21 protein-coding genes are annotated in these 25,010 nt (G+C 56.8%); 6 read left to right on the forward strand and 15 right to left on the reverse strand.

Annotated features, from left to right (window positions below; genetic code table 11):
* Window position 1 precedes the first annotated feature (1 nt).
* From VFU50_13930 to VFU50_13970, 9 genes are all read right to left on the reverse strand, one after another.
* The gene (locus VFU50_13930) at window positions 2-1,303 is read right to left on the reverse strand and encodes a carboxypeptidase regulatory-like domain-containing protein (GenBank protein ID HEU5233958.1); all 1,302 of its coding nucleotides are present in this window, start codon (window positions 1,301-1,303) and stop codon (window positions 2-4) included.
* A 32-nt stretch (window positions 1,304-1,335) separates the two neighbouring features.
* Complete coding sequence (locus VFU50_13935; GenBank protein ID HEU5233959.1) at window positions 1,336-1,626, reverse strand: hypothetical protein; 291 nt, start codon at window positions 1,624-1,626, stop codon at window positions 1,336-1,338.
* Window positions 1,623-2,090: a cytochrome c-type biogenesis protein CcmH gene (locus VFU50_13940; GenBank protein HEU5233960.1), complete on the reverse strand. Its 468-nt coding sequence runs from the start codon at window positions 2,088-2,090 to the stop codon at window positions 1,623-1,625. Before VFU50_13940 ends, VFU50_13935 begins: the two co-directional genes overlap by 4 nt.
* Window positions 2,090-4,141: a cytochrome c-type biogenesis CcmF C-terminal domain-containing protein gene (locus tag VFU50_13945; protein ID HEU5233961.1), complete on the reverse strand. Its 2,052-nt coding sequence runs from the start codon at window positions 4,139-4,141 to the stop codon at window positions 2,090-2,092. Before VFU50_13945 ends, VFU50_13940 begins: the two co-directional genes overlap by 1 nt.
* Window positions 4,142-4,249: 108 nt before the next feature.
* The gene (locus VFU50_13950; protein ID HEU5233962.1) at window positions 4,250-4,630 is read right to left on the reverse strand and encodes a response regulator; all 381 of its coding nucleotides are present in this window, start codon (window positions 4,628-4,630) and stop codon (window positions 4,250-4,252) included.
* 34 nt (window positions 4,631-4,664) lie between these two features.
* Window positions 4,665-4,982, reverse strand: coding sequence for a DUF2934 domain-containing protein (locus VFU50_13955; protein ID HEU5233963.1), 318 nt, complete (start codon window positions 4,980-4,982; stop codon window positions 4,665-4,667).
* Window positions 4,983-5,261: 279 nt separating this feature from the next.
* Window positions 5,262-8,663 (reverse strand): error-prone DNA polymerase, encoded by a 3,402-nt coding sequence (locus VFU50_13960; GenBank protein HEU5233964.1) that lies wholly within the window; start codon window positions 8,661-8,663, stop codon window positions 5,262-5,264.
* Between the two features lie 120 nt (window positions 8,664-8,783).
* Complete coding sequence (locus tag VFU50_13965; protein ID HEU5233965.1) at window positions 8,784-10,337, reverse strand: hypothetical protein; 1,554 nt, start codon at window positions 10,335-10,337, stop codon at window positions 8,784-8,786.
* 388 nt (window positions 10,338-10,725) lie between these two features.
* Window positions 10,726-11,865: a hypothetical protein gene (locus VFU50_13970; GenBank protein ID HEU5233966.1), complete on the reverse strand. Its 1,140-nt coding sequence runs from the start codon at window positions 11,863-11,865 to the stop codon at window positions 10,726-10,728.
* A gap of 233 nt (window positions 11,866-12,098) precedes the next feature.
* Here VFU50_13970 and VFU50_13975 point away from each other — a divergent pair, with 233 nt between their 5' ends.
* Window positions 12,099-12,512, forward strand: coding sequence for a hypothetical protein (locus VFU50_13975; GenBank protein ID HEU5233967.1), 414 nt, complete (start codon window positions 12,099-12,101; stop codon window positions 12,510-12,512).
* Window positions 12,513-12,938: 426 nt separating this feature from the next.
* Here VFU50_13975 and VFU50_13980 read toward each other — a convergent pair whose 3' ends face one another.
* The 4 genes from VFU50_13980 to VFU50_13995 all read right to left on the reverse strand — a co-directional run bounded on the left by VFU50_13980 (window position 12,939) and on the right by VFU50_13995 (window position 16,312).
* On the reverse strand, window positions 12,939-13,823 hold the full coding sequence (locus VFU50_13980) for a hypothetical protein (protein HEU5233968.1): 885 nt from the start codon (window positions 13,821-13,823) through the stop codon (window positions 12,939-12,941).
* Between the two features lie 226 nt (window positions 13,824-14,049).
* A complete protein-coding gene (locus VFU50_13985; GenBank protein HEU5233969.1) occupies window positions 14,050-14,880 on the reverse strand; it encodes a LytTR family DNA-binding domain-containing protein in 831 nt (276 codons plus the stop codon).
* Window positions 14,820-15,974 carry a tetratricopeptide repeat protein gene (locus tag VFU50_13990; protein HEU5233970.1) on the reverse strand — a complete coding sequence of 385 codons (1,155 nt, stop codon included), beginning with the start codon at window positions 15,972-15,974 and terminating at the stop codon, window positions 14,820-14,822. The genes VFU50_13985 and VFU50_13990 overlap by 61 nt, the downstream gene beginning before the upstream one ends.
* 131 nt (window positions 15,975-16,105) lie before the next feature.
* Window positions 16,106-16,312, reverse strand: coding sequence for a hypothetical protein (locus VFU50_13995; protein ID HEU5233971.1), 207 nt, complete (start codon window positions 16,310-16,312; stop codon window positions 16,106-16,108).
* A 369-nt stretch (window positions 16,313-16,681) separates the two neighbouring features.
* On the opposite strand from VFU50_13995, the gene VFU50_14000 reads away from it, so the two are divergent.
* Window positions 16,682-18,127: a cytochrome ubiquinol oxidase subunit I gene (locus tag VFU50_14000; protein HEU5233972.1), complete on the forward strand. Its 1,446-nt coding sequence runs from the start codon at window positions 16,682-16,684 to the stop codon at window positions 18,125-18,127.
* 2 nt (window positions 18,128-18,129) lie between these two features.
* The gene (gene cydB, locus VFU50_14005; GenBank protein ID HEU5233973.1) at window positions 18,130-19,176 is read left to right on the forward strand and encodes a cytochrome d ubiquinol oxidase subunit II; all 1,047 of its coding nucleotides are present in this window, start codon (window positions 18,130-18,132) and stop codon (window positions 19,174-19,176) included.
* 49 nt (window positions 19,177-19,225) lie between these two features.
* Here the strand turns inward: cydB and VFU50_14010 are convergent, their stop codons facing one another.
* Window positions 19,226-21,442, reverse strand: coding sequence for a TonB-dependent receptor (locus VFU50_14010; GenBank protein HEU5233974.1), 2,217 nt, complete (start codon window positions 21,440-21,442; stop codon window positions 19,226-19,228).
* Between the two features lie 222 nt (window positions 21,443-21,664).
* On the opposite strand from VFU50_14010, the gene VFU50_14015 reads away from it, so the two are divergent.
* The 3 genes from VFU50_14015 to VFU50_14025 are packed head-to-tail and all read left to right on the forward strand — an operon-like array spanning window position 21,665 to window position 24,335.
* Complete coding sequence (locus VFU50_14015; protein ID HEU5233975.1) at window positions 21,665-23,020, forward strand: sigma-54 dependent transcriptional regulator; 1,356 nt, start codon at window positions 21,665-21,667, stop codon at window positions 23,018-23,020.
* A gap of 59 nt (window positions 23,021-23,079) precedes the next feature.
* Window positions 23,080-23,907, forward strand: a complete 828-nt coding sequence (locus VFU50_14020) for an MBL fold metallo-hydrolase (GenBank protein HEU5233976.1) — start codon at window positions 23,080-23,082, stop codon at window positions 23,905-23,907.
* Window positions 23,907-24,335: a hypothetical protein gene (locus VFU50_14025; protein HEU5233977.1), complete on the forward strand. Its 429-nt coding sequence runs from the start codon at window positions 23,907-23,909 to the stop codon at window positions 24,333-24,335. The genes VFU50_14020 and VFU50_14025 overlap by 1 nt, the downstream gene beginning before the upstream one ends.
* Before the next feature lie 213 nt (window positions 24,336-24,548).
* Here VFU50_14025 and VFU50_14030 read toward each other — a convergent pair.
* A partial coding sequence (locus VFU50_14030; protein ID HEU5233978.1) for a Spy/CpxP family protein refolding chaperone occupies window positions 24,549-25,010 on the reverse strand: 462 nt, incomplete at its 5' end.

Raw genomic sequence — 25,010 nt, forward strand, 5'->3', positions numbered from 1 at the left:
CTTATTGCCGATCGCTTGTCGCCTGTCTTCCCAGAGCGCGCTTGATCGTCAGATCAAGTGCGGCTTTTGCTTGCTGGTAGTCGGCATCGGTGATCTTGCCCTGGAGCCGCTCAGTTTCAAGCTGGAACAGCTCCTCTTTCATGGCCTGGAGAAACGTTTCCCGATTTGGTACTTGGCTGTGCGGGTAACTGCCTGGAGTCGGGGCGGCAGCGGCAGCAGCGGCGGCGGAAGCTGCTAATGGAGTACGCGGCTTTTGATTGATCACGACAATCGCTCCAACGACCAGGGCAGCGGCAAGGCCGCCGATGATCCACCAGCGGTAGGCGTGCAGCGGGTCGGGCGTATCTTCAGGACGGCCTAATCCGCCACCGGGGCGATTGTCAGGCTGAGCCTGAGCGGCTTCGGTCTGCTGCCCTTCCGTGTTGTCATCCTGGGCTTCGCGAGGGATTTGTCCTGTTCCCGAAACGGAAAATGCCATCTGCTTTCCGGCGGCGACGTTGTGAGCTACGAAGATGCTCATGCCCTTTTCCTCGCCGCCGCTTGCAAACTGCGAGGTGTCGCCTTTGAACTTCATGCTCTTCGGAAGCATTACGACTACATCTTCCATCGGCACGACAATCTGAGGCTGGAAAGCAAAGCTTCCCGAATAGGGAAGGTGATAGCTCACCTGAAAGCGCGTCTCGCCGGGCCGAATTGGGAAGACAAATGCGTAATGGTTCTTGCTGCCAGTGGGCACAGGAGCGGAGTTGACCGGCATGCCTCCCGGTCCTGCAGCGAGCGAGCCATCGACAACGGCGCCTTCGGGCAAGGTGAACTCAAAGCTTCGCTCGCTCATCTGCGTCTTCGGCGGCGTGGAGTTATTCTGGATCACGAACATCTCAGTCACTTCGAGCTGGTTGTTCTCCGTCTGGACGCGCATGATGTCTGCGCGTCCGGCAACGCCTTGCACTTGTTTGCCCGCGTCGTAGACCTCCACGTCAACCGACGTTGTGCCCATCGGCGCAGGTTTGAAGTAGTTCACTCCCTGGTGAGTGACGCGAACCAGATGCTGCCCTCCATCGTCCGGAATCGGGAGAGTGAAGTTGCCTTTGGCATCGGTCTTGGTGCGGCCAGCCTCCTGCATCCCTTGCGAGAGCTTCAGGATCACGACGTCATCGCCCGCGGATGGCTTGTTGGACGTCTTGTTGGTCACGCTTCCGGTGAGATCGGCAGCAACGGTAGTGGCCGCCAGCATCAGCACGGAGATCGCGCAGCGCAGAGCAGGCGTGGCGAAAGTAGTTTTCAGAAAGGGACTCTTAGTCATTCGATTCAGATGTGTGAATAATTGGAAACAGTCTATCGCGCCGCTTGCACTGCAGTCTGTGTGTTCTGCAGGGCTGCCATCTCGGCCAGAATCTCGGCGGCTTCGGCTTCGAGCGAGCTGCGCAGCGATTCGTAGTCTTGCGCCGGGTACTTCCCTGCTTTGTAGTCGAAGTTCAGGTCACGCAGGTTTTCATAGACGACCTGCTTGCGTTCCTCCAGATACACAAGACGAGATTTGTCGGTCGCACGCTCGAAGACCACTCCGGGAGCAAAGACATAGAGGAGCAGCCCGGCGGCAAAGAGAATGCAGACAACGGCAATCACAGCTCAGTATCCCGTCGAGCTTGTTCCCGATATGGGTCGAACGCTGCCGAGTTGGACGGCATCGCTGGAGCCAGCTGTCGCTCCTTCCATTTGCGGATCACAATTGCGGCTCCAAACGTGGCCGCGAAGAACACTGCGAACGGCATGATCCAGGCCACACGATCAAATCCGCGAGCACTCGGTGCGGCGAGCACCGTCGTTCCATACTCGCGCACGAACGACTGCAGGATCGCGTCGTCGTTGGGCTCGTTCTGCACGGCGGCCGAAAGCTCCTGCCGCATCTTGTCCGAATACGTGCAGCCGACGTGATTGCACTCGAGCAGCATCTGATTGCAGCCGCAGACACAAATGATGCGGTGATGTCCGAGTTCGTCGAACCGTGCCGTATCACCGCTGGCCCCAAGCATCGCCACGGCAAAAGCCATCACGATTGCAGTCAAGCAGACCTTCCGAAAACCGCTCATCAATCACCTGCCTCGACTGGTTCGGTATGTGCGGGAAGAGGAACCGTGATCGGACGAACTCGCTGGACTTGCGGAACTGCAGCCGCGGTCATCGGCGGCACCATGGCCACGACTGTGCCGAAGATCAGGATCCACACGCCGGCCCAAATCCACATGACGAGAGGATTGATAAATGCTTTGATAATCGGACGGTCAGTATCGAAGTTCTTGCCGGCGTAGATAATGTACAAATCTTCTTTGGGCGTGGAGTGGTTTGCGACGATCGTGTCCGGTTGCTGGCTGGCTTTGAAGAACTTTTTCGCGGGAAACATCTGGAACAACGGCTTCCCATTTTTGTACACGTTCAGGACTGCATATTCGATGGAGTAGTTGGGATTGTCTTCCTGCGTGTAGCTGTCGCAGACCAGCGTGTAGGGGCCGAGCTGCATCTTGTCGCCGAAGCCCATCTCCTGCTCTTTCTGCTGATTGAATGCGGCGCCGGAGAGTCCCACGACGATGACTACCACGCCAAAGTGAACGATGTATCCGCCGTAGCGGCGGGTGTTGCGGCGCGTGAGCGTGACCATCGATGCCAGCAGGTTTTGACCGGTGTGGCGCGCGATCACGCGTCCGCCGCGAATGAACTCAGATGCGACGGTCGCCGTAACCAGCGCGGCGAGCGAGATCGCCATCAAGGAATAGAGCTGAGCAGTGTCCGTCCAGGGACGAACTCCGAGGGCGATCAGGACAGCGCCCGTCGCAAGAGCAACGACGACAGGAATCGTGAAGTTCCGTTTCAAGCTGGCCCATGATGTCCGACGCCAGGCGAGCAGCGGTCCAACCGCAGTCAACAGAAGCAGGAACAGTGCGATTGGAATGTTTACGCGATTAAAGAAAGGAGGGCCAACCGTCTCCTTCCGGCCTTGAATCGCCTCGGACAGAATCGGGAACAGCGTTCCCCAGAGCACCGCAAAGCATGCTGCCAGCAGCACCAGGTTCTGGAAGAGGAAGCTCGACTCGCGCGAGAGCAGCGATTCCAGCCGATGCTCGCTGCGAAGATGGCCGCGATTGCGAACGTAGAAGAAAAGACAAACTACGAAGATAACCGCCAGGAACCAGAGAAACCAGTCGCCGATCGAGGACTGCGCAAATGCGTGGACCGAGCTGACGACTCCGCTGCGGGTCAGAAACGTTCCCAAAATGGAAAGCATGAACGTGCAGAAGATCAGCCAAACATTCCAGGTCTTCAGCATGCCGCGCTTTTCCTGCATCATGACCGAATGCAGGAAGGCAGTTCCTGTGAGCCAGGGGAAAATGGAGGCATTCTCGACGGGGTCCCAGCCCCAGTATCCACCCCAGCCCAGAACGGAATAGGCCCAGTGCGCGCCCAAGAAGACGCCGCAGGTCAGGAAGCACCAGGTCACCATCGTCCAGCGGCGGGTGATGTGAATCCACTTCTCGCCGGGGTACTTCATGATCAGCGCACCGAGCGCGAAGGCGAACGGCACCGAGAATCCCACGTAGCCGAGATAGAGCATCGGTGGGTGGATGACCATTTCGGGATACTGCAGCAACGGATTCAGTCCATTGCCATCGGGTGGGATTGCTCCGGTAACGAGTGAGAAAGGAGTCGCGGCAAAGTTCAGAAGCAGCAGGAAGAACAGCTGGATGGCAGCGAGAATCGTGGAGGCGTACGCCGTCAGCTTCACATCCACCTTATGCCGCAGACGAAGCACCAGGCCGTAGCTACTCAGCAGCAAGGCCCAGAAAAGGAGCGATCCTTCCTGTCCAGACCACAGCGCCGCGAACTTATATGGAATCGGCAGGTCGCGATTGCTGTGGTGCAGGATGTATGCGACCGAGAAGTCATTGTTCAGCGCCGCCCAAACCAGCGCGAAGGCTGCCGCCGCGACTCCGGCCCAAGTTGCGATGCCGGCGCGGCGTGCGGTTTCCGCGAGACGATCGCTGGGAATGCCAACCGCCTGCCAACGCAGCGCGGTCATTCCGGCAAAAAGGCAATAGGCGCTCAGAACCAGAGCGAAGATGAGAGCGAAGCTTCCAAACAGCGGCATGGATTGACGGAACGAGCGGAGTTCCGGAAGTCACAATTCTACCTGCTTTCAGGCGAATTGCGGCTCGGCAAATGCTCTTAACAGCTTTGAACTACAACGTGACTGGGATCACTTTCCTGGTCCGGAACCGTCCACAGCAGACTGCACCAGATGAATGAGCTCGGCAGGAGGACAGGGTTTTTGACGAAACAGAACGTTCATCCCCTCATATTCCTTTTCCACTTCGGGCATACCGCTAATGACAATGACCGGAACCTCCGGATTGATCTCGCGCAGCATATGGACGAATTCGGAACCGGTGGCGTGCGGCATGATGTGATCGGTGACCACAACGCCAATTTTCTGCGATTGGGAGAGGGTGCGAAGGAGGGCAAGAGCGCTGTCGGCACTGGTAGCGACCTGGACTTCCATTCCCGCCTGGTTCAGCACCATTTGCCGTGCCGAAAGCTGAATCGGATTGTCGTCAACCAGAAGAACGGTCTTGCTCAATGCTCCTGCCCTTTCGCTAAAGAGATTTCCCCGGCTACGACGCGCGGCCGCGCAATTCCGTCTCTGCGCGGAACCAATCGTCCATGTGCCGGCCATGGGTGCCTCCGCGCTGGACATACAGTTCGTAAGCGCGGCGGCGAATCTGCTCTTCGCTCACGCTGGGATGAACGTTGGTGTCGGTAGCGCGCGAGGGGCGCGACGTTTCGTTCTGGGCCGCTCGGTTCTCGGCGGCAGAACTGGTTTGCAATATTGAAGTTGGGGCTTTTTGGACAGCGGCAGCGGTGGTGCCGTTGGTTCCGGCATCACCGTTTGTGCCGGACGCCTTCTTACTCGGACTTTTTGCTCTTGGCATGGATGATCTTCTCCAAGTTAGGGGGTTAATTTGGATGTTGGAGCGCTCATCGGCAGCGCGAAGATCACAACGACCTCCACAGATGGCACAACACAACAACCTCATTCTAACAACCTCGAGTGAGGAACGGGAGAGAAGTTGAGGTGGAAAACAGGGTGCATCATGACTCTTAGTTCTCGCGAGCAATTTGGAATTAAGGAGAGCCGATGGGCAAGTAAGGAAGCGAGTCAATCCTGTTCGCAAGCGCTGATTCGTGAGATCCATTGTTTTTTGAAGTACTTAGTGAAAGTCATGCGACCGCGTAGCTGCTTCTGTGATTTCCAGCCTTGCGACGCTCATCGCTTTCACTGAGATGACGTTCTCTACGTTCTGGAGAATTCCCTCAATAAGAAGGAAACGTTCGTGAATTACGAGTAGCCGGTTCTGGTCGTACAAATCGGGGGTGATAATTGCGTTTGAGATTCCCGTTTCGTCTTCCAAGCTCAGGAAGATAAAGCCATTGGCCGTGCCCGGACGCTGGCGCGCGATCACGCAACCAGCAATACGAACCAGTTGCCCGTGCCTTATTCCCTGCAGGTCGGTCGCGCGGATCACGCGCATACGGTTCATCTCCGCACGGCGATACACCATTGGGTGCGGGCCAACCGTCATCCCGGTACCGTGGTAGTCGGCCACAAGGCGCTCTTCGGCGGTCATTTGCGCGAGTGGAGAAGGCGAATCAAGCTCGGCGAGGGCGGCCAGCAGCGGCCCTTCGCTCCAGGCTGCGCGTTCGACTTGCCAGAGGGCGTCGCGACGATGCATTGCAAGTTGCGGAACAACGAAGACAGAACCGGCGCCGATACCGGGGCCCCCGACAGATTTTGCGGCTGTTGGGGTGGTGGTAGGCGGTGGGGCAGCCGCGTGTGTTGCGGCTGCGCTTTTCCAAGTTGCATGCGGCATCATCTTGCCCGGAGCTGGCCATTCGGCCATCTCCGGCCCACCGGCTACCGCCGGCGGTTCTGTTTGGCATTCGGCAAAACCTCCATCCAACCGATTCAACGCTCCAATTTGCGCCAGCATGTTCAGCTCATTGCGTCTCAATTCGGGGACGTGGCGGGCGAGATCGTCTACTGAAGTGAAAGGCCGCTGGTTGCGTTCATTCACTAACGCCTTAGCCGCTGACTCGCGCAGTCCGCGAACGTAGCGCAGGCCCATGCGCATCGAAATCTTGCAGCCTTCGTGATGATGCGGAGCCGCTCCGCCGCACTCGCATTCCAGTGTGCACGCCCAATCCGATCGTGTGACGTCCACTGGGCGCACCCGTAAGCCATGCCGTTGCGCATCTTTCACGATTGTGGCCGGATGATAGAAGCCCATCGGCTGATTGTTCAACAACGCTGCTGTGAACGCAGCAAGATAATGGCACTTGAGATATGCGCTCGCATATGCCAGCAGGGCGAAGCTGGCGGCGTGGGATTCAGGAAAACCATAGAGTGCAAATGAGACGATGGATTGCACGATCTCATCCTGGGCTTCGCGCGAAATCCCATTTTTAGTCATGCCGCTGCGCAGCCGAGTTTCGATGGCGGCCATCTTCGCCTGCGAACGCTTGTTGCCCATCGCTCGGCGCAGCTCCTCGGCTTCGCCTCCAGTAAAATCTGCGACCACCATGGCCATGCGCAGAAGTTGCTCCTGGAAGAGCGGCACACCAAGCGTCCGCTTCAGCACCGGCTCGAGCGATGGATGGGCATAACGCACCTCTTCCAGATGCTGCCGGCGTTTCAAAAAGGGATTCATCATCTTGCCGACGATCGGTCCCGGCCGGATGATCGCCACTTGAATGACGATGTCGTAGAAAACTTTCGGACGATTGCGCGGCAGCGCGGCCATTTGAGCGCGGCTTTCTACTTGGAACAATCCGACAGTATCGGCTTCCTGCAACGCTTTATATACCGGCGGATCGTCTTGAGGAAGCTGCGCCAGATCGACCTTATCTCCATAATGCTGTGGGATCAGCTCGATGCAGTCTTCCAGAACGGCCATCATGCCGAGGCCCAGCAGGTCGATCTTAATGAGTTTCAAATCGGCACAATCGTCTTTATCCCACTGAACGACGACTCGTCCCGGCATGCTCGCAGGCTCAAGCGGAACGACGGAGCTGAGTTGTCCCTGGCAAACGACCATGCCGCCGGAGTGCTGGCCGAGATGACGCGGCAAATCCTGCACGCGCAAGGCGAGATCGAGAAACTTCGAGATGCGCGGATGCCGCAGATCGAATCCAGCATGGCGGAACTGATGCTCCATCGTGTCAGTTGGTCCGCGCCACTCCCATGAGCCAACAAGCGCTGAGAGCCGGTCCAATGTTTCAGCATCAAAGCCCAGCGATTTGCCAACTTCGCGCGCGGCCGAGCGTCCACGATAGGTAATTACGTTCGCAGTCATCGCAGCGCCATGCGCTCCGTACTTGGCATAAACGTGCTGGATCACGCGCTCGCGCTGATCGCCACTGGGAAGATCAAGATCGATGTCTGGCATCTCGCCACGCTGCTCGGAAAGAAAACGCTCGAAGAGCAGATCCATGCCGACCGGATCGATTGCGGTGATGCCAAGCGCATAACACACGGCACTGTTCGCCGCCGAGCCACGTCCCTGTACGAGAATGCGCTGCTCGCGGCAGAAGCGCACGATGTCCCACACGATCAGGAAGTAGCCGGACAAATCGAGATGTTCAATGAGCGCCAGCTCACGTTCGATCTGCTGGCGGGCGCGCTCGCGCAGTTCCGAAGGTTTCTGCCCATAACGTCCATACATTCCTTCGCGCGTGCGGTCGCGCAGGAACGACATCATGGTCTCGCCAGGGCCTACCGGATATTTTGGAAACTCATAGCCAAGATGTTCGAGCGTGAACTGCAATCGCTTTGACAGAGTCTCGGTATTTGCAATCGCCTCCGGAAGATCGGCAAAGAGCTGTTCCATTTCCGCAGGCGTGCGGATGAAGCGTTCTGAGTTGATCGAGAGCAGGCGTCCGGCATTCTCCAGTTGCCGGTGGTGACGAATGCAGGTGAAGACATCGAGGATCTCGCGCTCCGCAGTCGTCGCATACGAGACACCATTCGTTGCCAGCAGCGGAAGATGCAGCTTGCGCGCGATCGCGATCGCCGCTTGGTTGCGCGCTTCTTCGCGTCGATCGAAGTGGCGCTGCAATTCGACATAGACATTCTGCGGACCGAAGATGCGCATCATGCGCTTGACTGCACGCAGTCCTTCGTCGTAGCCGCCGCGTGCCAAAGCTTCAGCTAAAGGACCTTCATCGCCGCCAGTGAGACACACAAGTCCGCCGGCATGTTCTTCAAGCTCTTCGAATCGTGCCGCACTTTCTTCTTTCCTGGCACGCAGCTTGGTGCGCGTGATCAGCCGGCATAGGTTCTGATACCCAGTACGCGACTCGGCGAGCAGCGGATAGCGCGCCGGTCCAGCTTCGCCAAAGAGTGTGTCATCGATTGTGACTTCCGCGCCGATGTGTGCTTTGATTCCGCACTTCTGTGCTGCCAGATGGAAGCGCGGCGCGCCATAGACACCGTTCCGATCCAGCAGCGCCATCGCCGGCATTCCATAATCGGCACACACGCCGATCAGAGCTTCGGGTAGCGAGGCGCCTTCGAGGAAGCTGAATGCCGAGCGGGAATGGAGCTCTATGTACATCTATATCCATTTTGTTTGTCATTCCGAGCCGCTGGTTTTTGCGGCGAGGAATCCCTACTGTATCCATGCTTTTTTGGTTCAGTAGGGATCCCTCACTTCGTTCGGGATGACAAACCGGCTCTAATCAACCGTTGATTCCACATACCATTTCGCCGAGCTTAGATCGCGATATACGTGCGCGAGCCAAGGGCGAAGTTCTTCGGAGCGCAGTTCGAGATCCCACTCATCGCGTGTCCAGGCCTTCTCGGTCCACCATCCGCCGTTGTTGCGCCAGGGACCAGCAACAGCTGTGACCTCGTGCGGCTGTCCTTTCACGAATACGCGAATTGGTACTCCATGCTTGCTGTGGACCTTGGCATCAAGCGGCGGACGAAAGATGCGCAATGCTGTCTTCTGCTCTTTAAACTCTTTGTCATTCTTTGCGGCTAAACGTTCTGGATAAAACGGGCGCATGCGAAATGCATCGGGGGCATGCGTGTCCAGCAATTCGGGCGAGCCCACGCGATCATCTCCCACCAAACCTCGGAGTCGAGCGAGCGTCAACTCAAGACGCTCAGGAGCCAGACCGCGCGGCAGAAACAATCCTGATTGGGCAAAGCGCGGCGGCGCTGCTTCTGCGTTAAGGAACAGCTTCTTCACAGGGCCTTGCGGTGGATGAGCGGCAAGGTCAAGCTGCAGCAGCTTGAGAAATGTCCGGCTGTCCTGCATGGGGATCGGGAACTGCAAAGTGCGCTGATGCATCGACCGACTCGCTTCTTGCTCTTCGGTCGATTGGTCTTCGTATCCGGTGATCTCCAGCGCCACACGCAGCTCAGTGGCTGCAAGAGCACGCGCTTGCAGCCGCGCGCAGATTCGTTCTAGCATGCGGTTCAGAACAAACATCAGCGGGTCAAGCAATTCGACCGCATCTTCCAGCTCGATGCTTTCTTCAAACTTGGTCGTGGATTCAACAGGAACCAGCGTTCGCTGCGCGCATCCACATGCGAGCTTCTGCAGTCGCAAACCTTCTTGCCCGAGCCGCTGGCTGAGTGCGATCGTCGGCAATGCGGCAAGCGACCCGAAGTCGCGAATGCCCCATCGCTCCAGCGTTTCCAGCAATTCTTCAGAGGGTTCAAGCAAGGAGACAGGCAATGATCCGAGTCGCTCGGCTTCTTTTCCATGAGGAATCACAGTGATACCGGAGAAGCCGTGCGCAGCGTGCATGGCCGCATCGGGATTGCCGGCGATTGCTATATTCGCAGCAAGTCCCATTTTGGAAATTCGTCCGGATAGCTCCCGCGCAATCATGCCGGGCGGACCAAAGAGGCGATCGAGTCCAGCGATGTCGAGAATGATCGTGTCTCCCGGTCTGGACTTGTCATCGTCGCTGAGTTGCCGATTCGTGTCTTCTACGCGAGGCGAGAAAGCATGTGCGCAATCGAGCAATGCATCGCTAGCCGAAGCCTCTTCCACAATTGACCTGCGCCGCAGGCGCACGCCCGTACAAGCCTCTGCCTGAAGCTTGGTCATACCCATTTCGATTCCTGCTGCGCGCGCCTTTGCATTCGCGCCAACTACGGTGAGCATTGGTGGAGTGCCATCGAGGACGGCGACAACCTGCTCGCGCAACTCAGGCGCGGTGCGCAGGAGAGCCTCGACAGGGAAATCAGGAACGTAGATACAGGCAAACAGCATGACTAAACCCAAAAAGCGGATTCACCACGGAGACACAGAGAACACAGAGGAATAAAGCAGAAAACGTTTCGGGTTCGAGTTTCAAGTTTCGGCAAAGCCAGTCCTCCGCATTCGTTCTCGGGCATTAACCGCGTGCCGTGGTGATCCTGTTGGCAACGGGCTTTGCCGAAACTCGAAACCTGAAACTCGAAACGCTTTGTACCCCTCCCCTCCCCCTTTTTTGCAAAATCCGTCATTTACAGGAGTTAAGTCGGTTTTTGCGCATTTTTTCATTTTCGAAACCCAAGATCTTGGGATCGCAAAAATTGCGAATCCAACATCTTGGGTTTTGCTCCGCAACTTTGCCGTCTAGAACCACTTTCTGTTGCCCCTTTCCCCTAGCAAAAACCTAAGCAACGGGGGTTTGTAATGCTTCCTCATGGCCAAAAGCGGCTCGGGACAACAACGGGGAGCTCTGTACCTCCGCGTCTCTGTGATGAAACATATTTCCAACCTCGAATGCTGATTTAGCAGGCACTTTTGGCGGCTGCATGGCGCTTCTCGAACGCGTGACCTGCAAATGCACATGAACCGTATTCAACAGACGCGCGTGCGGCGTACTCCAGCGCTGCGGCATAGTGAACGACGACGTTGCCGATTGTTCAAACGGTATTGCGATTCCTTCAGCAGTCACCCGGAACAAAGGAGCAGGATTCCCGGCATGCGCACTCATCACTGTTGCGTCCTGATCTGAAGATTCACTCCAAGTCGCCTGCTGGGCGGTTAAATCCATCACCAGTGTGGCGCAGCTCTTTGCATGCGGAGCCTGCTCGAGAACGATAAACGCTGTCGAAGTGTTCTCCACCGCGCGCCGAAAGCGAAACCAGGTGGTGAGTGGAATACGACGCGCCGCAGCCATCGGAATGTCTCCGAGATCGAGAACTACGACTCCGAAACCTCCCGCTTGGAGCAGGAGGTCGGTTGATTTGAGAGCCTGGGAAAGCGAATCGGGCGACCCCACCCCAGTAGCCGCAAAACCGGCGCCTGCTGGGGACCCCGGTGATCGGGTCATCGAGTCATCGGGTGAAGTGAAAACCTTTGGCGCCTCCGTTCTTTGAAGATGCGATTGACTCTGTTTTGCCGAGTGCCGAGTGCCGAATGCCGAATGCCTCTTTACTTCACCCGATGACCCGATCACCCGATTACCCGATCCTTTGCATCGGACCCATAGTAGTCGTCCAAGCTCCACTCCCGCACTTGCTGCTGATTGCGGATCGAAAGCATCGCTGGCATCGACGAGCGCGCACATTTCATCGCGGCGCATAAATTCGGCAAAGATCTGAAGCAGGATGCTGCTGCGGCCGGACGAGGAAGGTCCGCAGATTTCCGTCAAACAGCCGAGGGGAATGCCGCCGGTAAGCGCGTCCACCGAAGCGATGCCGGTGAGAATCCGCTCCAGCGAAGGCCGCTGGACAGGGGCAAAAGCGCGAGGAATACGAGGTTCAAGCACCTGTTCAAGTCGTGTTCGCAGCTCCATTGCAGTAGTCATAAGCGAGGAGATAGTTTCGTTTTTTATTCGCCTAACAGATGGATTCTGCGCCTTGGATTTTGAGTTGTCAAGCTGTGGAAATTCGTCTCGAATGTCTGCTCTGAGCGGCTGTCAATGGCGGTCATTTGCTTGGCCACTCGTGCCAACTTCCGCCAAATTCAGCAACTCACGATTCCCATTGACTTGCCCGTATAGCAGCAGTAGTGTTTTCGCCAGTTACCCCCAAACCAGTTATGCACCGCAGGCGAATTCTCGCTTATGGCGAGGACACCCTCGTCATTTCTACCCGCGCGATGATCCTGAGCCGCGCCGGGTACGAAGTCATTCACACTACGCGTGCTTCGGAGTTAGTTCCGCTGCTGCGTGGCATCTTTTTCGACATGCTGCTGGTCGGCGATTCGCTGCGCACGCCGGAGAACGTAAGGCTAGTAAAGCGCCTGCGTGAACACTTCCCCAAGTTGGCGATTATGACGGTGCAGGACGAGAAGGAAGACCGAGATCCCTGGTCGACGGCATTCGTCAGCAGCAGTCCGGAGCAGATGCTGATCGCAATTGGTGTTGTGCTTGCAGGACACAGCCACAAGCCTGTGGCGAGTGATGAAATTCCGAGACAGCAAAAGGTAATGCATACCGCGGCTGGGCGATAACCATCCCAAAAAGAACGCCGCAAATATATGCAGATCGGGAGAACCCTGCGCGCGCGGATTCACCGATTCAACTCATTTATCCCTATCGGTGCATCCGCGACCGAAGTATCCTGCCAATCCGCGTCAGGTTTCGTTCTAGAGCATTTTCTAGAACCTATGAACTGATGGACTCAAGCAGAAACGCTGCTTGTTTGACATTGTCATTCCTCGCGCCGCCGGGAAACAGTACCGGTCTCATTGCGTTTGCTTTACGGCGCGGGGAACCTGCTGTTTGGTAACGCGAGCAACAGCAGATCCCCCGGAGTGCAAACCCAGGATCGTTGACGCCCTATACGCAAACTTCGCGCTCCGAGGATGACAATGCCAAAGAAGACTCGATATCTCCGAGAGCGGTCTACAGCAACGGAAAAAATGCTGTAGTTCCTATCAGCGGCGGAAGCGGCCGATGAAGCCTGCCAGGAACGTTCCGAATCCCATCAGGCCCAGTAAAGGAAGGACGGACGCCGTCTGTGGAAGCTGTGCGCTCTTCGATGAAGTTCCATTTTGGCTCTGAGCCGCCGAGTTGGCAGCTTCCGAACCGGAGCTTGCGCCGGCATTCGTCGGATTCGACGCATGGCTGCTGGTCGCGCTCTGATCGTTACGCGGAGTAGTTGAAGTTCCTGTCGCATTCGGATCGTTCTTCGGCACAGTAGTGGAATTGCTGTTCTGGTCGGTAGCTGAAGGCGCAGTCGTCGAAGAGCTGGAAGTTGCATTCGCTCCCTGGTCGCTCTGCGGTAGAGCCGAGCTACCGCTGGCGCTGTTCTGCTTAGGATTTGCCGAAACACCTACCCCGGTCGATGCTCCCGTGGCGTTGGACTGTGCGCCCATCTGATCATTGCCGGTTGTGCTGTTCTGATCGGTCGGATAGGCATTGCTCGCGCCGCTATTGTTCGAGCTCTGGCTGTTGGAGCTGGGAGAACTCGGATTGGCCGAGTTGCTGCCCACAGAGCTGGTGTTGCCCGAAGTTCCCGTCGCGCCAGTCTGGCTCGTGCTGCTCTGATTTGCGCCTGCTGAGTTTGTACCACTCGTGGTAGTCGAGCTTTGAGTTGATGGAGTTGTCGAGCTGCTGCCGGTTGAGCCATTCGCGCTGGCTGGATTCTGACTCGAGCTGGTCGGACTTCCATTCGATCCGGTCTGGCCTGTGCTGGTCGTGGTTGCTTGTGTCGAGGAAGAGCCTTGATCGCTCGCTGTTCCCGGCGTGCCTGCTGTTTGCGCTGCGGCAAAACTTAACGCCAGCAGCAGCGCTGGTGAGAGATACCATGCCTTCTGCATTGAAACTGCTCCTGTTAGTCCCTGATCGAACCTGGTGCACTTTGGGTGCTTTTACGGTTCGATGCCAGGAGCAGGTCGGGGATGTCTTGGTGAAGGGTACAGATCCGCGCGCCGGAGGACCCGAGAGGAATTCCGCGGATGCTCGAGAATTTCGCGATTTCGTGATTGCGTGATTTCGCGATTTTCAATCACGAAATCGCGAAATCACCAAATCACGAAATGATTTTTACTGCGTGTAGCTCAAAGCCGACAACGCCTGACGAAATTTCTGGCGATAGTTGCGGCTCATCGTCAGCTCTTTGCCGTCGACGAGCTTCACGAGGTAGTCGCCATGCGGCAACGGCCGAAACTCCTTCAGGCATTCGATGTTGATGATCGCGCAGCGATGAATGCGAACGAAGTGGTGAGGATCAAGCTTGCGCTCGAGTTCGCCCATGGTCGATCGCATACGATGTTGCTGAGCTCCGCAATGCACATTCACATAGTTTGCGGCAGAGGTGAATGAATCGACGGTTTGAACCTTCTGGAAGAAAATGCGGTCGCCATTCCTCAGCGCAAGCCGCTCCAGGTACCTCGGGCTTTCCTGTACTGTGACATGAACACCGTTAGGTACCGATTCAGCAGTCTTGGGCAGAATCACCCCGCTCCGCTCCATGCGCACGCGGAGCTTGGCCCGCTCGACCGCCTGCAAAAGCCTATGGTCTTGAAATGGTTTGACGACGTAGTCAGCAGCATCGGCGTCAAAGGCGCGGGCGGCAAAACGATCGAGCGCGCTCATAAAAACCACCGCAGGAATCTTTCCACCGCTCGATTCAGCGATTTGGAAGCCGTGAACGTCAGGCAGCTGCACGTCGACAAAGAGCATGTCAGGCGAATGCAGTTCGATCGCAGCCAGGGTCTCACTGCCGGTCGAGCATTCGCTGACGATTTCGATCGAGTCATCGTCTTCGAGGACACGTGAGATCGCCTGGCGAGCGGAGGCCTGGTTATCGGCGATCAGCGCACGGAATCTCGAGTGTGCGAAAGGGGCGGCGGTGTGTACTGAGTTCGTTGCCATAACGTCTTTAACACCTCGTCGTTCTGGAAGGTCCGTGGTTCCCTCGCCATCAATGTGGGCGCGGGCGCATGGTTCACTTGCAAAGGAGAACGCGGGTCGACGGCCGGATGCTGCGCGACCCACTGACTAGATCCTGTTTGCGCCACTTGGAGCTGATCCTGCGTCAGCTCCTGGCCAATAATCGAAAATCTCTTTTGAAAGAGTTCCGGAGTGGGAAAACCCGATTGCTGAGCGCGCAGGTACCAGGAATACGCCTCCACAGGGTCGATAACGCCCGAACAGCCGGTAAGGTGACACAAGGCCAAATTGAGATAGCTTTCTCCATTACCTTGTTCCGCCGACTGTGAAAACAAATGAAAAGCTGCGCTGCGATCTAGCGCTACGCCTCTGCCTTGCAGGTAAAGGCGTCCAAGATTGTTTTGCGCCGCTGCAACTCCCTGATCAGCGGCCTTGCGGTAATGCTCAGCAGCCTTCTTGTAATCTGTCTCGACGCCCTCACCATTCTCGTAGGCGATGCCCAGAATGAAATGTGCCGAAGCAAGGTCGTGCTTCACAGCTCGCTTCAGCCATTTGATTCCCAGTTGTGGATTAGCCGCCACAGCGTTGCCGTTCAGGTATGCGAGTCCGACGTCCACCTGCGAGATATCGACCCCGGCTGTGGCCGCACGCAGCAGCAGTTCGAAGCCGTGCGTCGGATCTTTTGCGACTCCCCATCCATTGCTGTAAAGAATGCCGAGATCGTGAAGCGCGAGCGGGTAGCTGGACGATGCGGCCCGCTGCAGCCAGCGAAATGCTTCGGTGTCACTGTGCTCGACTCCACGGCCTGTCAGATAAAAGACCGCGAGGTTCGTCTGCGAATCAGGGTCGCCCTGATCTGCGGCCTTTCTGAACCAGCGCGCCGCCTCTTCGTAGTTGATGCTCCCGGTTCGACCCACTGCGTATGCTCTTGCTACCTCAGCTTGAGCATTTAAAGAACCGTTCTCGGCTTTGCGCAGCAACTTTTGGAATTCCTGTTCGCTAATCGGCTTCAACTCCGCCAAAGAAATCGAATGGGCCAGTGCGACTAAGGCCGCAAATAGGAACCCTCGAATCACAAAACTTTTTCCATGGAGCCCGATACTGCTAATGCCTGTCATCTCTCACCGCCTGAAAAGCAAAAGAGGCTGTCCGATCCGAGAAACCTTGCGGATCGCGACAGCCTCCGGTGATACGGTCAGCTTGTCTGCTAGCTGAACTTAATTTTTTGTCTCGATACCTCTACCAAAACGGGAATGCCGTCCTGGATCTTCAAGCGCTCAATCTCGCCGTGGCCCATTTCCTGGCAATAACGCACGAAAGCCCGCCAGGCTGGATGCAAGGAACTCTCCTGCCCGGTTCGATTCGGAGCCGTTCCATTTCGGTTCGACTCATGCGCATTGTTGCGCTCACTCATCCAGACTCCGTCTGGTTTCCGTTTGTACCTTTGACGACGCGCTTCAAATTCGGTTAGCAGATCAAACCGCTAATTCCCTCGTTTGTAATTCAGCAATCAATACGCCAACAGATGTTTACGAGTTCCCTCGCGGTTCTGAGTTTTAATTTTTTTGGCGGGACAGAATTGTTGATTGTTCGTGTTCGAATTCGAACAAGGTTTGTGCGAATCCGAACAGCATCAACTGCTGGGTTCAGACCGAGCGAAGTGTTATTCCGGATCTGAACTTGAAGCCAAGTGGGATTCGACCGCTTGGCACCAGTGCACGAAAAATGATTGTGAGTGCCGTCATCCAAGGGATGATTCGCAAGATCGAGTTCCTGCTCAGCTGTGGCAGTTCTCAATCGCGTAACGCAGACTGAACAGCCCGCGGCTTTCTGTGTTTGGGTACACTTCTTACGCGAGGGCACGCGCGTGGACGCCGCTTACTTCATCCATCGGCTTCACTTCGGATTCCTAATCACGTTCCATTATCTCTTCCCACAACTCACGATGGGACTGGCTCCTCTGATCGTCGCTCTGAAAACGATGGCGCTCAGAACGGGCAACGAGCAATACAACCACGCTGCGCGGTTTTGGATGAAGATCTTTGGAATCAATTTCGTCCTTGGCGTCGTGACCGGCATTCCCATGGAGTTCCAGTTTGGGACGAACTGGTCACGCTTTTCTCAGGCGACAGGAGGAGTAATCGGCCAGCCTCTGGTGATGGAGGGAGTGTTCTCCTTCTTTCTCGAATCGGCCTTCCTTGGCTTGTTCCTGTTCGGTGAAAAGCGCCTGAGCCGCTTTGCCCACTGGTGGGCCGGATTCCTTGTCTTCGTCGGCTCATGGCTGTCGGGGTTCTTCATCATCACCACCGACGCCTGGATGCAGCACCCCGTGGCGTATACACGCCTTCCCGACGGTTCCTTTCAGGTAAACAGCTTCCTAGGTCTATTGCTGAATCCCTGGGCGCAGCTGCAATACGCGCACAACATGAGCGGAGCCGTTGTGACCGGCGCATTCGTGATGTCTGCTGTCGGTGCCTTCTATTTACTGAACCGCCGATCGGAGGAATATGGACGCATCTTTCTCCGCGTCGGAGTGATCGCCGGTTTCATTTGCTCGGTCGCGCAGGTGTTCCCGACCGGCGACCTCCACGGCCGCTATCTCGCGAAGCATCAACCCGTCACGACGGCAGCGATGGAAGGATTATTTCGTACCGAGAAAGGTGCGCCTATGGTTCTCATGGGGCAGCCGGATGTAGAGAAGCAGCGTATCGATAATCCGCTGGTCGTCAACAAAGTTCTCAGTTTTCTGATCTACGGCACCACCGAAGCTGAGGTGAAGGGACTGAACGAGTTTCCCCGCAAAGACTGGCCTACGAATATTCCCCTTCTTTACTTCGCGTATCACATCATGGCCGGCTTGGGCACGCTGTTCATCGGTGTGATGACGCTTGCAGTCCTTCTTCTCTGGCGCAGGAAGTTGTTCTCCACGCGCTGGCTCTTGTGGGTGATCATGCTCTGCCTGCCATTCCCCTACATCGCAAACACTGCCGGATGGCTCACTGCTGAAGTTGGACGACAGCCCTGGCTGGTGTACGGGTTAATGCGCACCAGTGTCGGATACTCAGCGAACGTATCTGCAGGAAATGGCTTGTTCACCCTGCTTGGCTTCATGGGCCTGTACGCCGTCCTGGCGATCTTCTTTTTGTTCCTCGTGCATCGTGAAATCGCACATGGCCCGGGAATACGTCCCAATGTGGAACCGCAGCCGATCACAGTGGCAGGAGATTGAATATGGCAACTGTCTGGTTCGTGCTGGTTGCCTTCATGCTCGCTGCCTATGTGGTGCTCGATGGATTCGATCTTGGAGCCGGCATCCTGCACCTGTTCGTTGCGCGCACCAACGAGGAACGCCGAATGGTGCTGCGCGCCATCGGCCCAGTGTGGGACGGCAACGAAGTCTGGTTGATTGCTGGAGGTGGGACGCTCTTCTTCGCCTTCCCGCTCCTGTACGCCTCCAGCTTCAGTGGCTTTTACCTGCCGCTGAACATGGTGCTCTGGCTGCTGATCCTGCGCGGAATAGGAATCGAGTTCCGCATGCATCTCGACAATGACGTCTGGCGCGACTTCTTTGATGGCCTGTTTTCGATTGGAAGCCTGCTGCTGACCATCTTCTTTGGCGCTGCTCTTGGCAATGTAATTCGCGGAGTTCCCTTCCAGCCGGATCACTCTTTCTTCGAGCCGCTATGGACCAACTTTCGCCCCGGTGCAGATCCCGGCGTGCTCGATTGGTACACAGTGCTGGCTGGAGCTGTCGCGCTCATCGCACTGACCGTCCATGGCGCCAATTATCTCGCGCTCAAAACAGAAGGCGATTTAGGCCGACGCTCACGAGCTGCCGCTCGGAGCTTGTGGCCTTTGCTCGCGGCCTTAACCATCGCAAGCTGTATCGCCACGCTGTTGGTTCGTCCGCAGGTCACCAAAAATTACACTTCGCATCCAGTGGGATTTGTAATTCCTATTCTGGTGGCGGCGAGTCTGATCGCCATGTTCCTTGCGCATCGCGGGGCAAATGATCGAAGAGCATTCCTCAGCTCCTGCGCGTATCTCACTTTCATGCTGGTTGGAGCTGCTTATGCGCTGTATCCCTCCGTACTGCCCTCGAGCAACCGTGCCGTCGATGACCTCACGATTTACAACACGGCGGCTGGGTCATATTCGCTGACTTACGGCGTGATCTGGTGGGCAGTCGGCATCGCCATCGCAATCGGCTACTTTGTCCTCATTTATCGCATGTTCCGCGGCAAAGTGTCGCTCCAAAGCGGCGAGCACGGATACTAAAACCTGGAGCCCGGCCGCCTTCCCCGGATGTTTCGCAGGTATCTCGTTATCAGCGGCGAAGGTGTAGCTGCAGGCCAGCACGTGCTACCAGCGGAGACCCAAGGGTCACAATAGGAGTCCGCGCCACCATGTAGTGCTGATTGAGAAGATTCTCTCCCGCCACGTACAGATCGACGTACGAATTCAGACGCCGGGAAATAAACGCGTCCATCTTGAAATAGGAATCCAGAGTAAGCGTGTTCTGATCGTCGTCGAACGCAGAACTGCTGCTGCGGCCTTGAACCGCAAGCGTCAGAACGCGCGGATTGTTGTAGTGGAATTGAAAGGTAAATTCATTGTGCGGCACCTCCGGCACGCGTAAGCCAACCAGAGTGGGATCGGCGGGAAAAGAGGTGACCACGGCATCGACAAACTGGTACTGCGCGGCGATTCCCGTGAACTTCGCCAACCCCAGTTCCGCCTGTGCCTCCAACCCGCGCACGCGCGTGCTGCCAAGATTCTGACGCTGTCGCGTGATCAGCGCCGGCGTAACACTTTGGGTGACGTTCGCAATCGGGCGGTGAACGTCGGCCCAGAAGAATCCCTGGAAAAGATTCAGTTTCCCGTTGAACAGCTTTTCCGCCGGGCCTAGCTCCCATCCGGTGAGCCTCTCTGCGACGAGTTGCTGATTCGCTTGCGTGAGAATGTTCCCTAAACGGAACGAGCGATACAGTTCGTTGAGCGTAGGGGAGCGGAAGGAGCGATAGACAGAACCTCGAACCGCGAGCCGGTCGTTAATCTGGTAGTGCGTCGCGAGCTTCGGATTTACTGCGGTCTCTGAGCGATCGGGAAATGCTGTAAGCGTACTCTGCCGCGATGGAAGTGCGGTCGTCCGATTAAATCCGGAGACAGTTTGCCAATCATCGAAACGGAGCACGCCCGTGAGAATCCAGCGGCGCGTAATGCGGGCAATGTCTTCGATGAAGACGCCGGTGCTGCGGTCGCGCCCACCTGCATTCACCGCGCTTGACGGAGTCGCATTGATGAAAATCTCATCATCGCTCTGGCCGGTAACTTGCGAGAAATCGACGCCCCCTAAGAAAGTCTGTCGACGTGTGATCGGGCGCAGATATTGCGCGCTGAATCCCCACTGACGCGAGGGAACCTGCTGCACTCGCGCGAGACTTTCGCTATTGCGGCCCGCAGCTACCGACGCAAATGTCTGGTGATAATCCTCCGCGCCACCATACCCGCGTAGTTGTAGAACGTCGTCGGCTGCTCCAGACCAATCGAATCCGGCTGCAGCTTGCCAGGCGCGCGTCCGGTTCAGTTCAATGATGGTCCCGTTATGGCGCGAGTCGTCATAGCCAAGCCCGCGAACGAAGAAGCGGGATCGCTGAGAGAGTTGCCGCTGAATCTGCAGTTCACCGTTGCGATGGAGTGAACTGGCAGGATTATCGACGGCGCCGCGCTGCGAGGGCTGTACCGGAATGTAGCCGTTTGTGGAAAAGTATTCTCCCGCCAACGACGACAACCACTTTCCTGTCGCAGTTCCGAAATAGGCCGAAGCATTGGGAGTCGTCTGATTACCGTATGAGAGATCAAGATCGGCTTCGGTGGCCTCTGGAGCTCTAGTAAGCAGCTGCACAGCGCCGCTTAGTGCCTGACCACCATAGAGGTCCGAAGCTCCGCCGCGCAGCATCTCGACGCTCTCGACCGCTTCCCGCGGAATCTGGCTCCAGTTCATCCAGCCACCGAAGGGATCAGTTGCCGGAACTCCGTCGAGCAATATCGCAGCCCGACTGGCGCCGCTCGATCCGACTCCGCGCATCGAAACGCCTTGCGTAGTTGGATTTGAGGTGCGGCTGCTGTTGCGACGAAACAGATCGAAGCCTGCCACTTGGCGGAGAACATCATCAACCTCGAGCGCTCCGCTGGTGCGAATCTGGTCGGCGCCAATGACCTGCAGGCTCGATGGAGTTTCGGAGAGCGCCAGTGTCGTGCGGGAAGCGGTTACATCCACTTCTGTACTCACAACTGCGGGCTGTAGAAGAATGAAGAGCACGACGTCCGAGCTGCCGGCGTCGATGCTTCTATGACTGTCCGCGAATCCGGTCGCAGAGATAATGAGTTCAGCAGCCTCATGACTCGCTGAGAAGGCGAATCCTCCCTGCTCGTTCGTGGTCGCCGTTCGACGGGAAGTTCCCTGCTTCAACACCACATTCGCGCCTGAGATCGCAGCGTGAGAGAGGTCTTCGACCGTACCCCGAATCTCTCGACGATTCACTGTTTGAGCAACGCACGAACACGAGAGCACAAGCAGGATTGCACTTAGCATCCACTTGTGTGGTCCAGCGGAACTGGTTAAGGACATGCGCCGCATCAGCAACTCACAACTAGGATGCCCATTCTGCAGCGCAGAGGCAAACCGACACCAGTTCGATACCAGGAATAGCTAGGGCAGCCGGTCCCTTCCCGGTGGTGCGGTTCTGTAAAATCACGTTGTCTCATGAACTCGATTCTTGTAGTCGATGACGAAGCCGACATTCGCAAGTCTCTGCGCGGCGTGTTGGAAGACGAAGGCTACAAAGTCACTGCAGCCGAAAGCGGCGAGGCCTGTCTCGACGTACTGAAAACGCGCTTTTTCGACGTGGTTCTGCTTGACATCTGGCTGCCCGGGATCGACGGCCTGGAAACGCTGGAGAAGATCAAGCAGCAGGAAGATGCGCCGGAAGTGATCATCATCTCCGGGCACGGGACGATCGAAACCGCAGTCAAAGCCACTAAGCTGGGCGCTTACGACTTCCTCGAAAAGCCGTTGTCGCTCGAACGGACGCTGATTGTGCTGAAGAACGCGATGCAGGCGCGCAAGCTGCGCGGCGAGAATCGCGAATATCGCCGCCAGCTTGAGTCCAAGAGCGTGATCGTTGGTGAGAGCGTCCCGACGAAAGCGCTTCGCCAGCAGATCGCGCTCATGGCGCCAACCAACGGCCGCGTCCTCATCTATGGTGAATCGGGAACCGGAAAGGAGCTGGTGGCGCGGGCCATCCACAACCAAAGCTTACGGCGTGAGAACGTTTTTACCGAAGTCAACTGCGCAGCCATCCCCGAGGACTACATCGAAGCCGAACTGTTCGGCTTTCGCAATTCCGCCGGCCCTGGCGGCTCCGCAGAGAAGACTGGAACCTTCGAGCGCGCGGATGGCGGCACTTTGTTTCTCGACGAGGTCGGCGACATGAGCTTGAAGACGCAATCGAAAGTCCTGCGTACTCTCGACGAACAACGCTTTACTCCCGTCGGTGCAACCGAACCGATTACGGTCGATGTGCGTGTAATCGCGTCAACCAACAAGAACCTCGAAGAGGAGATCGCGGCAGGAAATTTTCGTGAAGATCTGTTCTACCGTCTGAACGTGATTCCTTTTTATGTGCCTCCACTCCGCGATCGCCTGGAAGATGTACCACTGCTGGTACGGCACTTTTTGAAAGAGTTTTCTTCCCGCTACAGTCGCCGTACACGTGAGATCGCCGACGACGCGCTCGAAGCGCTGATGAAGTACGCCTGGCCTGGCAACGTCCGCGAGCTGCGCAACGTGATCGAGCGCATCGTGATCATGAATCCGAGCGCCGCAAAGATCGAACGCAAGCATCTGCCACCCCTCATCTATCGCGATGGATCGAGGCGCGGATCCACACCCGAATTTTCTTCTCTCCACCAGGCTCGCGCGGCGTACGAGCGCGATTACATTCTGCGAAAGCTGGAGGAAAGTAAAGGCAACATGAGTCGCGCCGCCGAAATTCTCGGTATGGAGCGCAGCCACCTCTATCGCAAAATGAAAACGCTCGGAATCTCCGTGAAAGAATAATTGCTGGGCACCTGATTTTTTACTGCTTATCCACAGGCACTTCGATTATCCTTCGCTGCATGGTGCGTATGACGGTGCTGGCGTCGGGTTCGCGCGGCAACACCGCTGTCCTTTCCAGTTCGGGCACCAGCATCCTGATTGACGCCGGCATCTCATGCCGCGAGACTTTGCGGCGCATGCGCGGCGCCGGCGAGGATCCTGCGCAACTCAGCGCAATCGTCATCACTCACGAACATTCGGACCATGTCAGCGGACTTGGCGTGCTCGCGCGCAAGCTGAAGATTCCGGTTTACATCACCGGACACACGCATCAGGAATGGCAGCGCTCGGTGCGCGGACCGGCGACGACACAAGCTGCGCTTTACGAAGATGACGACAAAGCTCATCTAGATCGCTGCGAACACTTCCGCGCCGGGGAGCGATTTACTATCGGCGACATTGAAGTGCTCCCCTTCACCATTCCGCACGATGCCGCTGATCCCGTTGGATTTCTCTTTCGCACTGAGGGCATCAAGATCGGTATGGCGACCGATTTGGGATATATGCCGGCGAGCGTCAAGATACATCTGCGTGGCTGTGACGCACTCGTGCTCGAATCCAACCACGATCTGGAAATGCTCCGCGGCGGGCCGTATCCATGGTCGGTAAAGCAGCGCGTTATGTCCCGTGTTGGGCATCTATCCAACGATTCTCTCGCCGAATTCTTCTCTACCGACTATGATGGAGGAGCAGCATTCCTCGTATTGGCACATTTGTCCGAGGCCAACAACCATCCCGAATTGGCACGACAAGCGGCCGAGCGGGCTCTGGGCGGACGCCTCAATCTGATCCAGAACCGTTTGGTTCTGGCATCCCAAAATGAGCCAATGGAAGCGATTCGTTTTTGATGTCCGAGTGCGTTGATCGAGTAATAGGTGACATTCTCGCCGGCTGGCGATACGACATCTCCGGTCTCGCTCCGGAAATGCGCGGCGATTACGAGCAGCACTTCATCGACTGCCTTCATTGCCGCTCACGCCAGCGTCTGCATCGCACAATCGACATCGGCTTGATTGTGGTCGCCAGCATTTCTGCCGCGATGTTTCTCATCGCCTTCGGCGCGATTCGCCACTTCGATCCCAGAAACGCTCACCTGCTCGAATTCATCGCGCTGGCGGGATTCGCGTTCTCCAGCCTCGTGTGGCTGATCGTCGCGCTTGCGACTCCAGCGCCGGTTGTGATTCAGGATGCCGCCAGGACAGGGGCAAGAAGAATTCAGGAAAAGCTTCCACCGGAGATTCGGGAGAGGATTCCCGCCATCGGCAACAGGCACTGAGATCTTCTCGTTTGTCATTCCGAACCGCCGCTTCTTGGCGGTGAGGAATCCCTACCATCACTCTTACGGCTTGACCTCGAATAAAGAAGGCCGCCTCTGCGAACTGAAGCGGCCTTTTAGCTAGCTAGACGTCAATTTTGAGTTCACTACATAGTCGCGGTAGGGATTCCTCGCGGCAAACTCAGCCGCTTCGGAATGACAACGCTTGCGCGATTAACTCTGCGTGCCTTCTTCAGCAGCGCCCTTCTTTCCGTGGCGACGATGTCCGCGGCGCTCCTTCTGCATCTCTTTGAACTTCTTCTGCTGGTCGGGAGTCAGCTTCGCCATCATCTGCTCGCGCGAGCTCTTGCGCAGCTCTTTGAATTTGGCTTTCTTCTGATCTGCTGTCAACGAGGAGTCGTTCTTGATCGCCTGGGCCTGCTGGCGCTCGTTTTCACGAATGCTCTTCAGGTCGGCTTTCTGCTCCGGAGTCAGGTTGAGCGCTTCTGCAAACTTCTCGCCGCGCTGGCCACGCTCGTTGTTCGTCGCCTGCTGAGATGTAGTCGCGTTCGCAGTGTCACCGCTGCTCGCGCTCCCTGCCTCCTGCGCCAGCGCTGCAAGGGGCAGCGTCATCGCGCCAGAAAGAATAAGTGCTAAGAATCGGTTGGATTTCATTGATGTTTGATCACCTCTGGG

The organism is Terriglobales bacterium (assembly GCA_035764005.1).
Taxonomy (GTDB): Bacteria; Acidobacteriota; Terriglobia; order Terriglobales; family Acidobacteriaceae; genus Gp1-AA112.

Bases quoted from the DNA above. Each gene is read 5' to 3' on its own strand.
- VFU50_13985 (HEU5233969.1), bottom strand. From the start codon at position 14,880: ATGGCAACGAACTCAGTACACACCGCCGCCCCTTTCGCACACTCGAGA.
- VFU50_14020 (HEU5233976.1), top strand. From the start codon at position 23,080: ATGGTGCGTATGACGGTGCTGGCGTCGGGTTCGCGCGGCAACACCGCT.
- VFU50_14025 (HEU5233977.1), top strand. From the start codon at position 23,907: ATGTCCGAGTGCGTTGATCGAGTAATAGGTGACATTCTCGCCGGCTGG.
- VFU50_13970 (HEU5233966.1), bottom strand. From the start codon at position 11,865: ATGACTACTGCAATGGAGCTGCGAACACGACTTGAACAGGTGCTTGAA.
- VFU50_13955 (HEU5233963.1), bottom strand. From the start codon at position 4,982: ATGCCAAGAGCAAAAAGTCCGAGTAAGAAGGCGTCCGGCACAAACGGT.
- VFU50_13995 (HEU5233971.1), bottom strand. From the start codon at position 16,312: ATGAGTGAGCGCAACAATGCGCATGAGTCGAACCGAAATGGAACGGCT.
- VFU50_13980 (HEU5233968.1), bottom strand. From the start codon at position 13,823: ATGCAGAAGGCATGGTATCTCTCACCAGCGCTGCTGCTGGCGTTAAGT.
- VFU50_13940 (HEU5233960.1), bottom strand. From the start codon at position 2,090: ATGAGCGGTTTTCGGAAGGTCTGCTTGACTGCAATCGTGATGGCTTTT.
- cydB (HEU5233973.1), top strand. From the start codon at position 18,130: ATGGCAACTGTCTGGTTCGTGCTGGTTGCCTTCATGCTCGCTGCCTAT.
- VFU50_13965 (HEU5233965.1), bottom strand. From the start codon at position 10,337: ATGCTGTTTGCCTGTATCTACGTTCCTGATTTCCCTGTCGAGGCTCTC.
- VFU50_14015 (HEU5233975.1), top strand. From the start codon at position 21,665: ATGAACTCGATTCTTGTAGTCGATGACGAAGCCGACATTCGCAAGTCT.
- VFU50_13930 (HEU5233958.1), bottom strand. From the start codon at position 1,303: ATGACTAAGAGTCCCTTTCTGAAAACTACTTTCGCCACGCCTGCTCTG.
- VFU50_13975 (HEU5233967.1), top strand. From the start codon at position 12,099: ATGCACCGCAGGCGAATTCTCGCTTATGGCGAGGACACCCTCGTCATT.
- VFU50_13960 (HEU5233964.1), bottom strand. From the start codon at position 8,663: ATGTACATAGAGCTCCATTCCCGCTCGGCATTCAGCTTCCTCGAAGGC.
- VFU50_13945 (HEU5233961.1), bottom strand. From the start codon at position 4,141: ATGCCGCTGTTTGGAAGCTTCGCTCTCATCTTCGCTCTGGTTCTGAGC.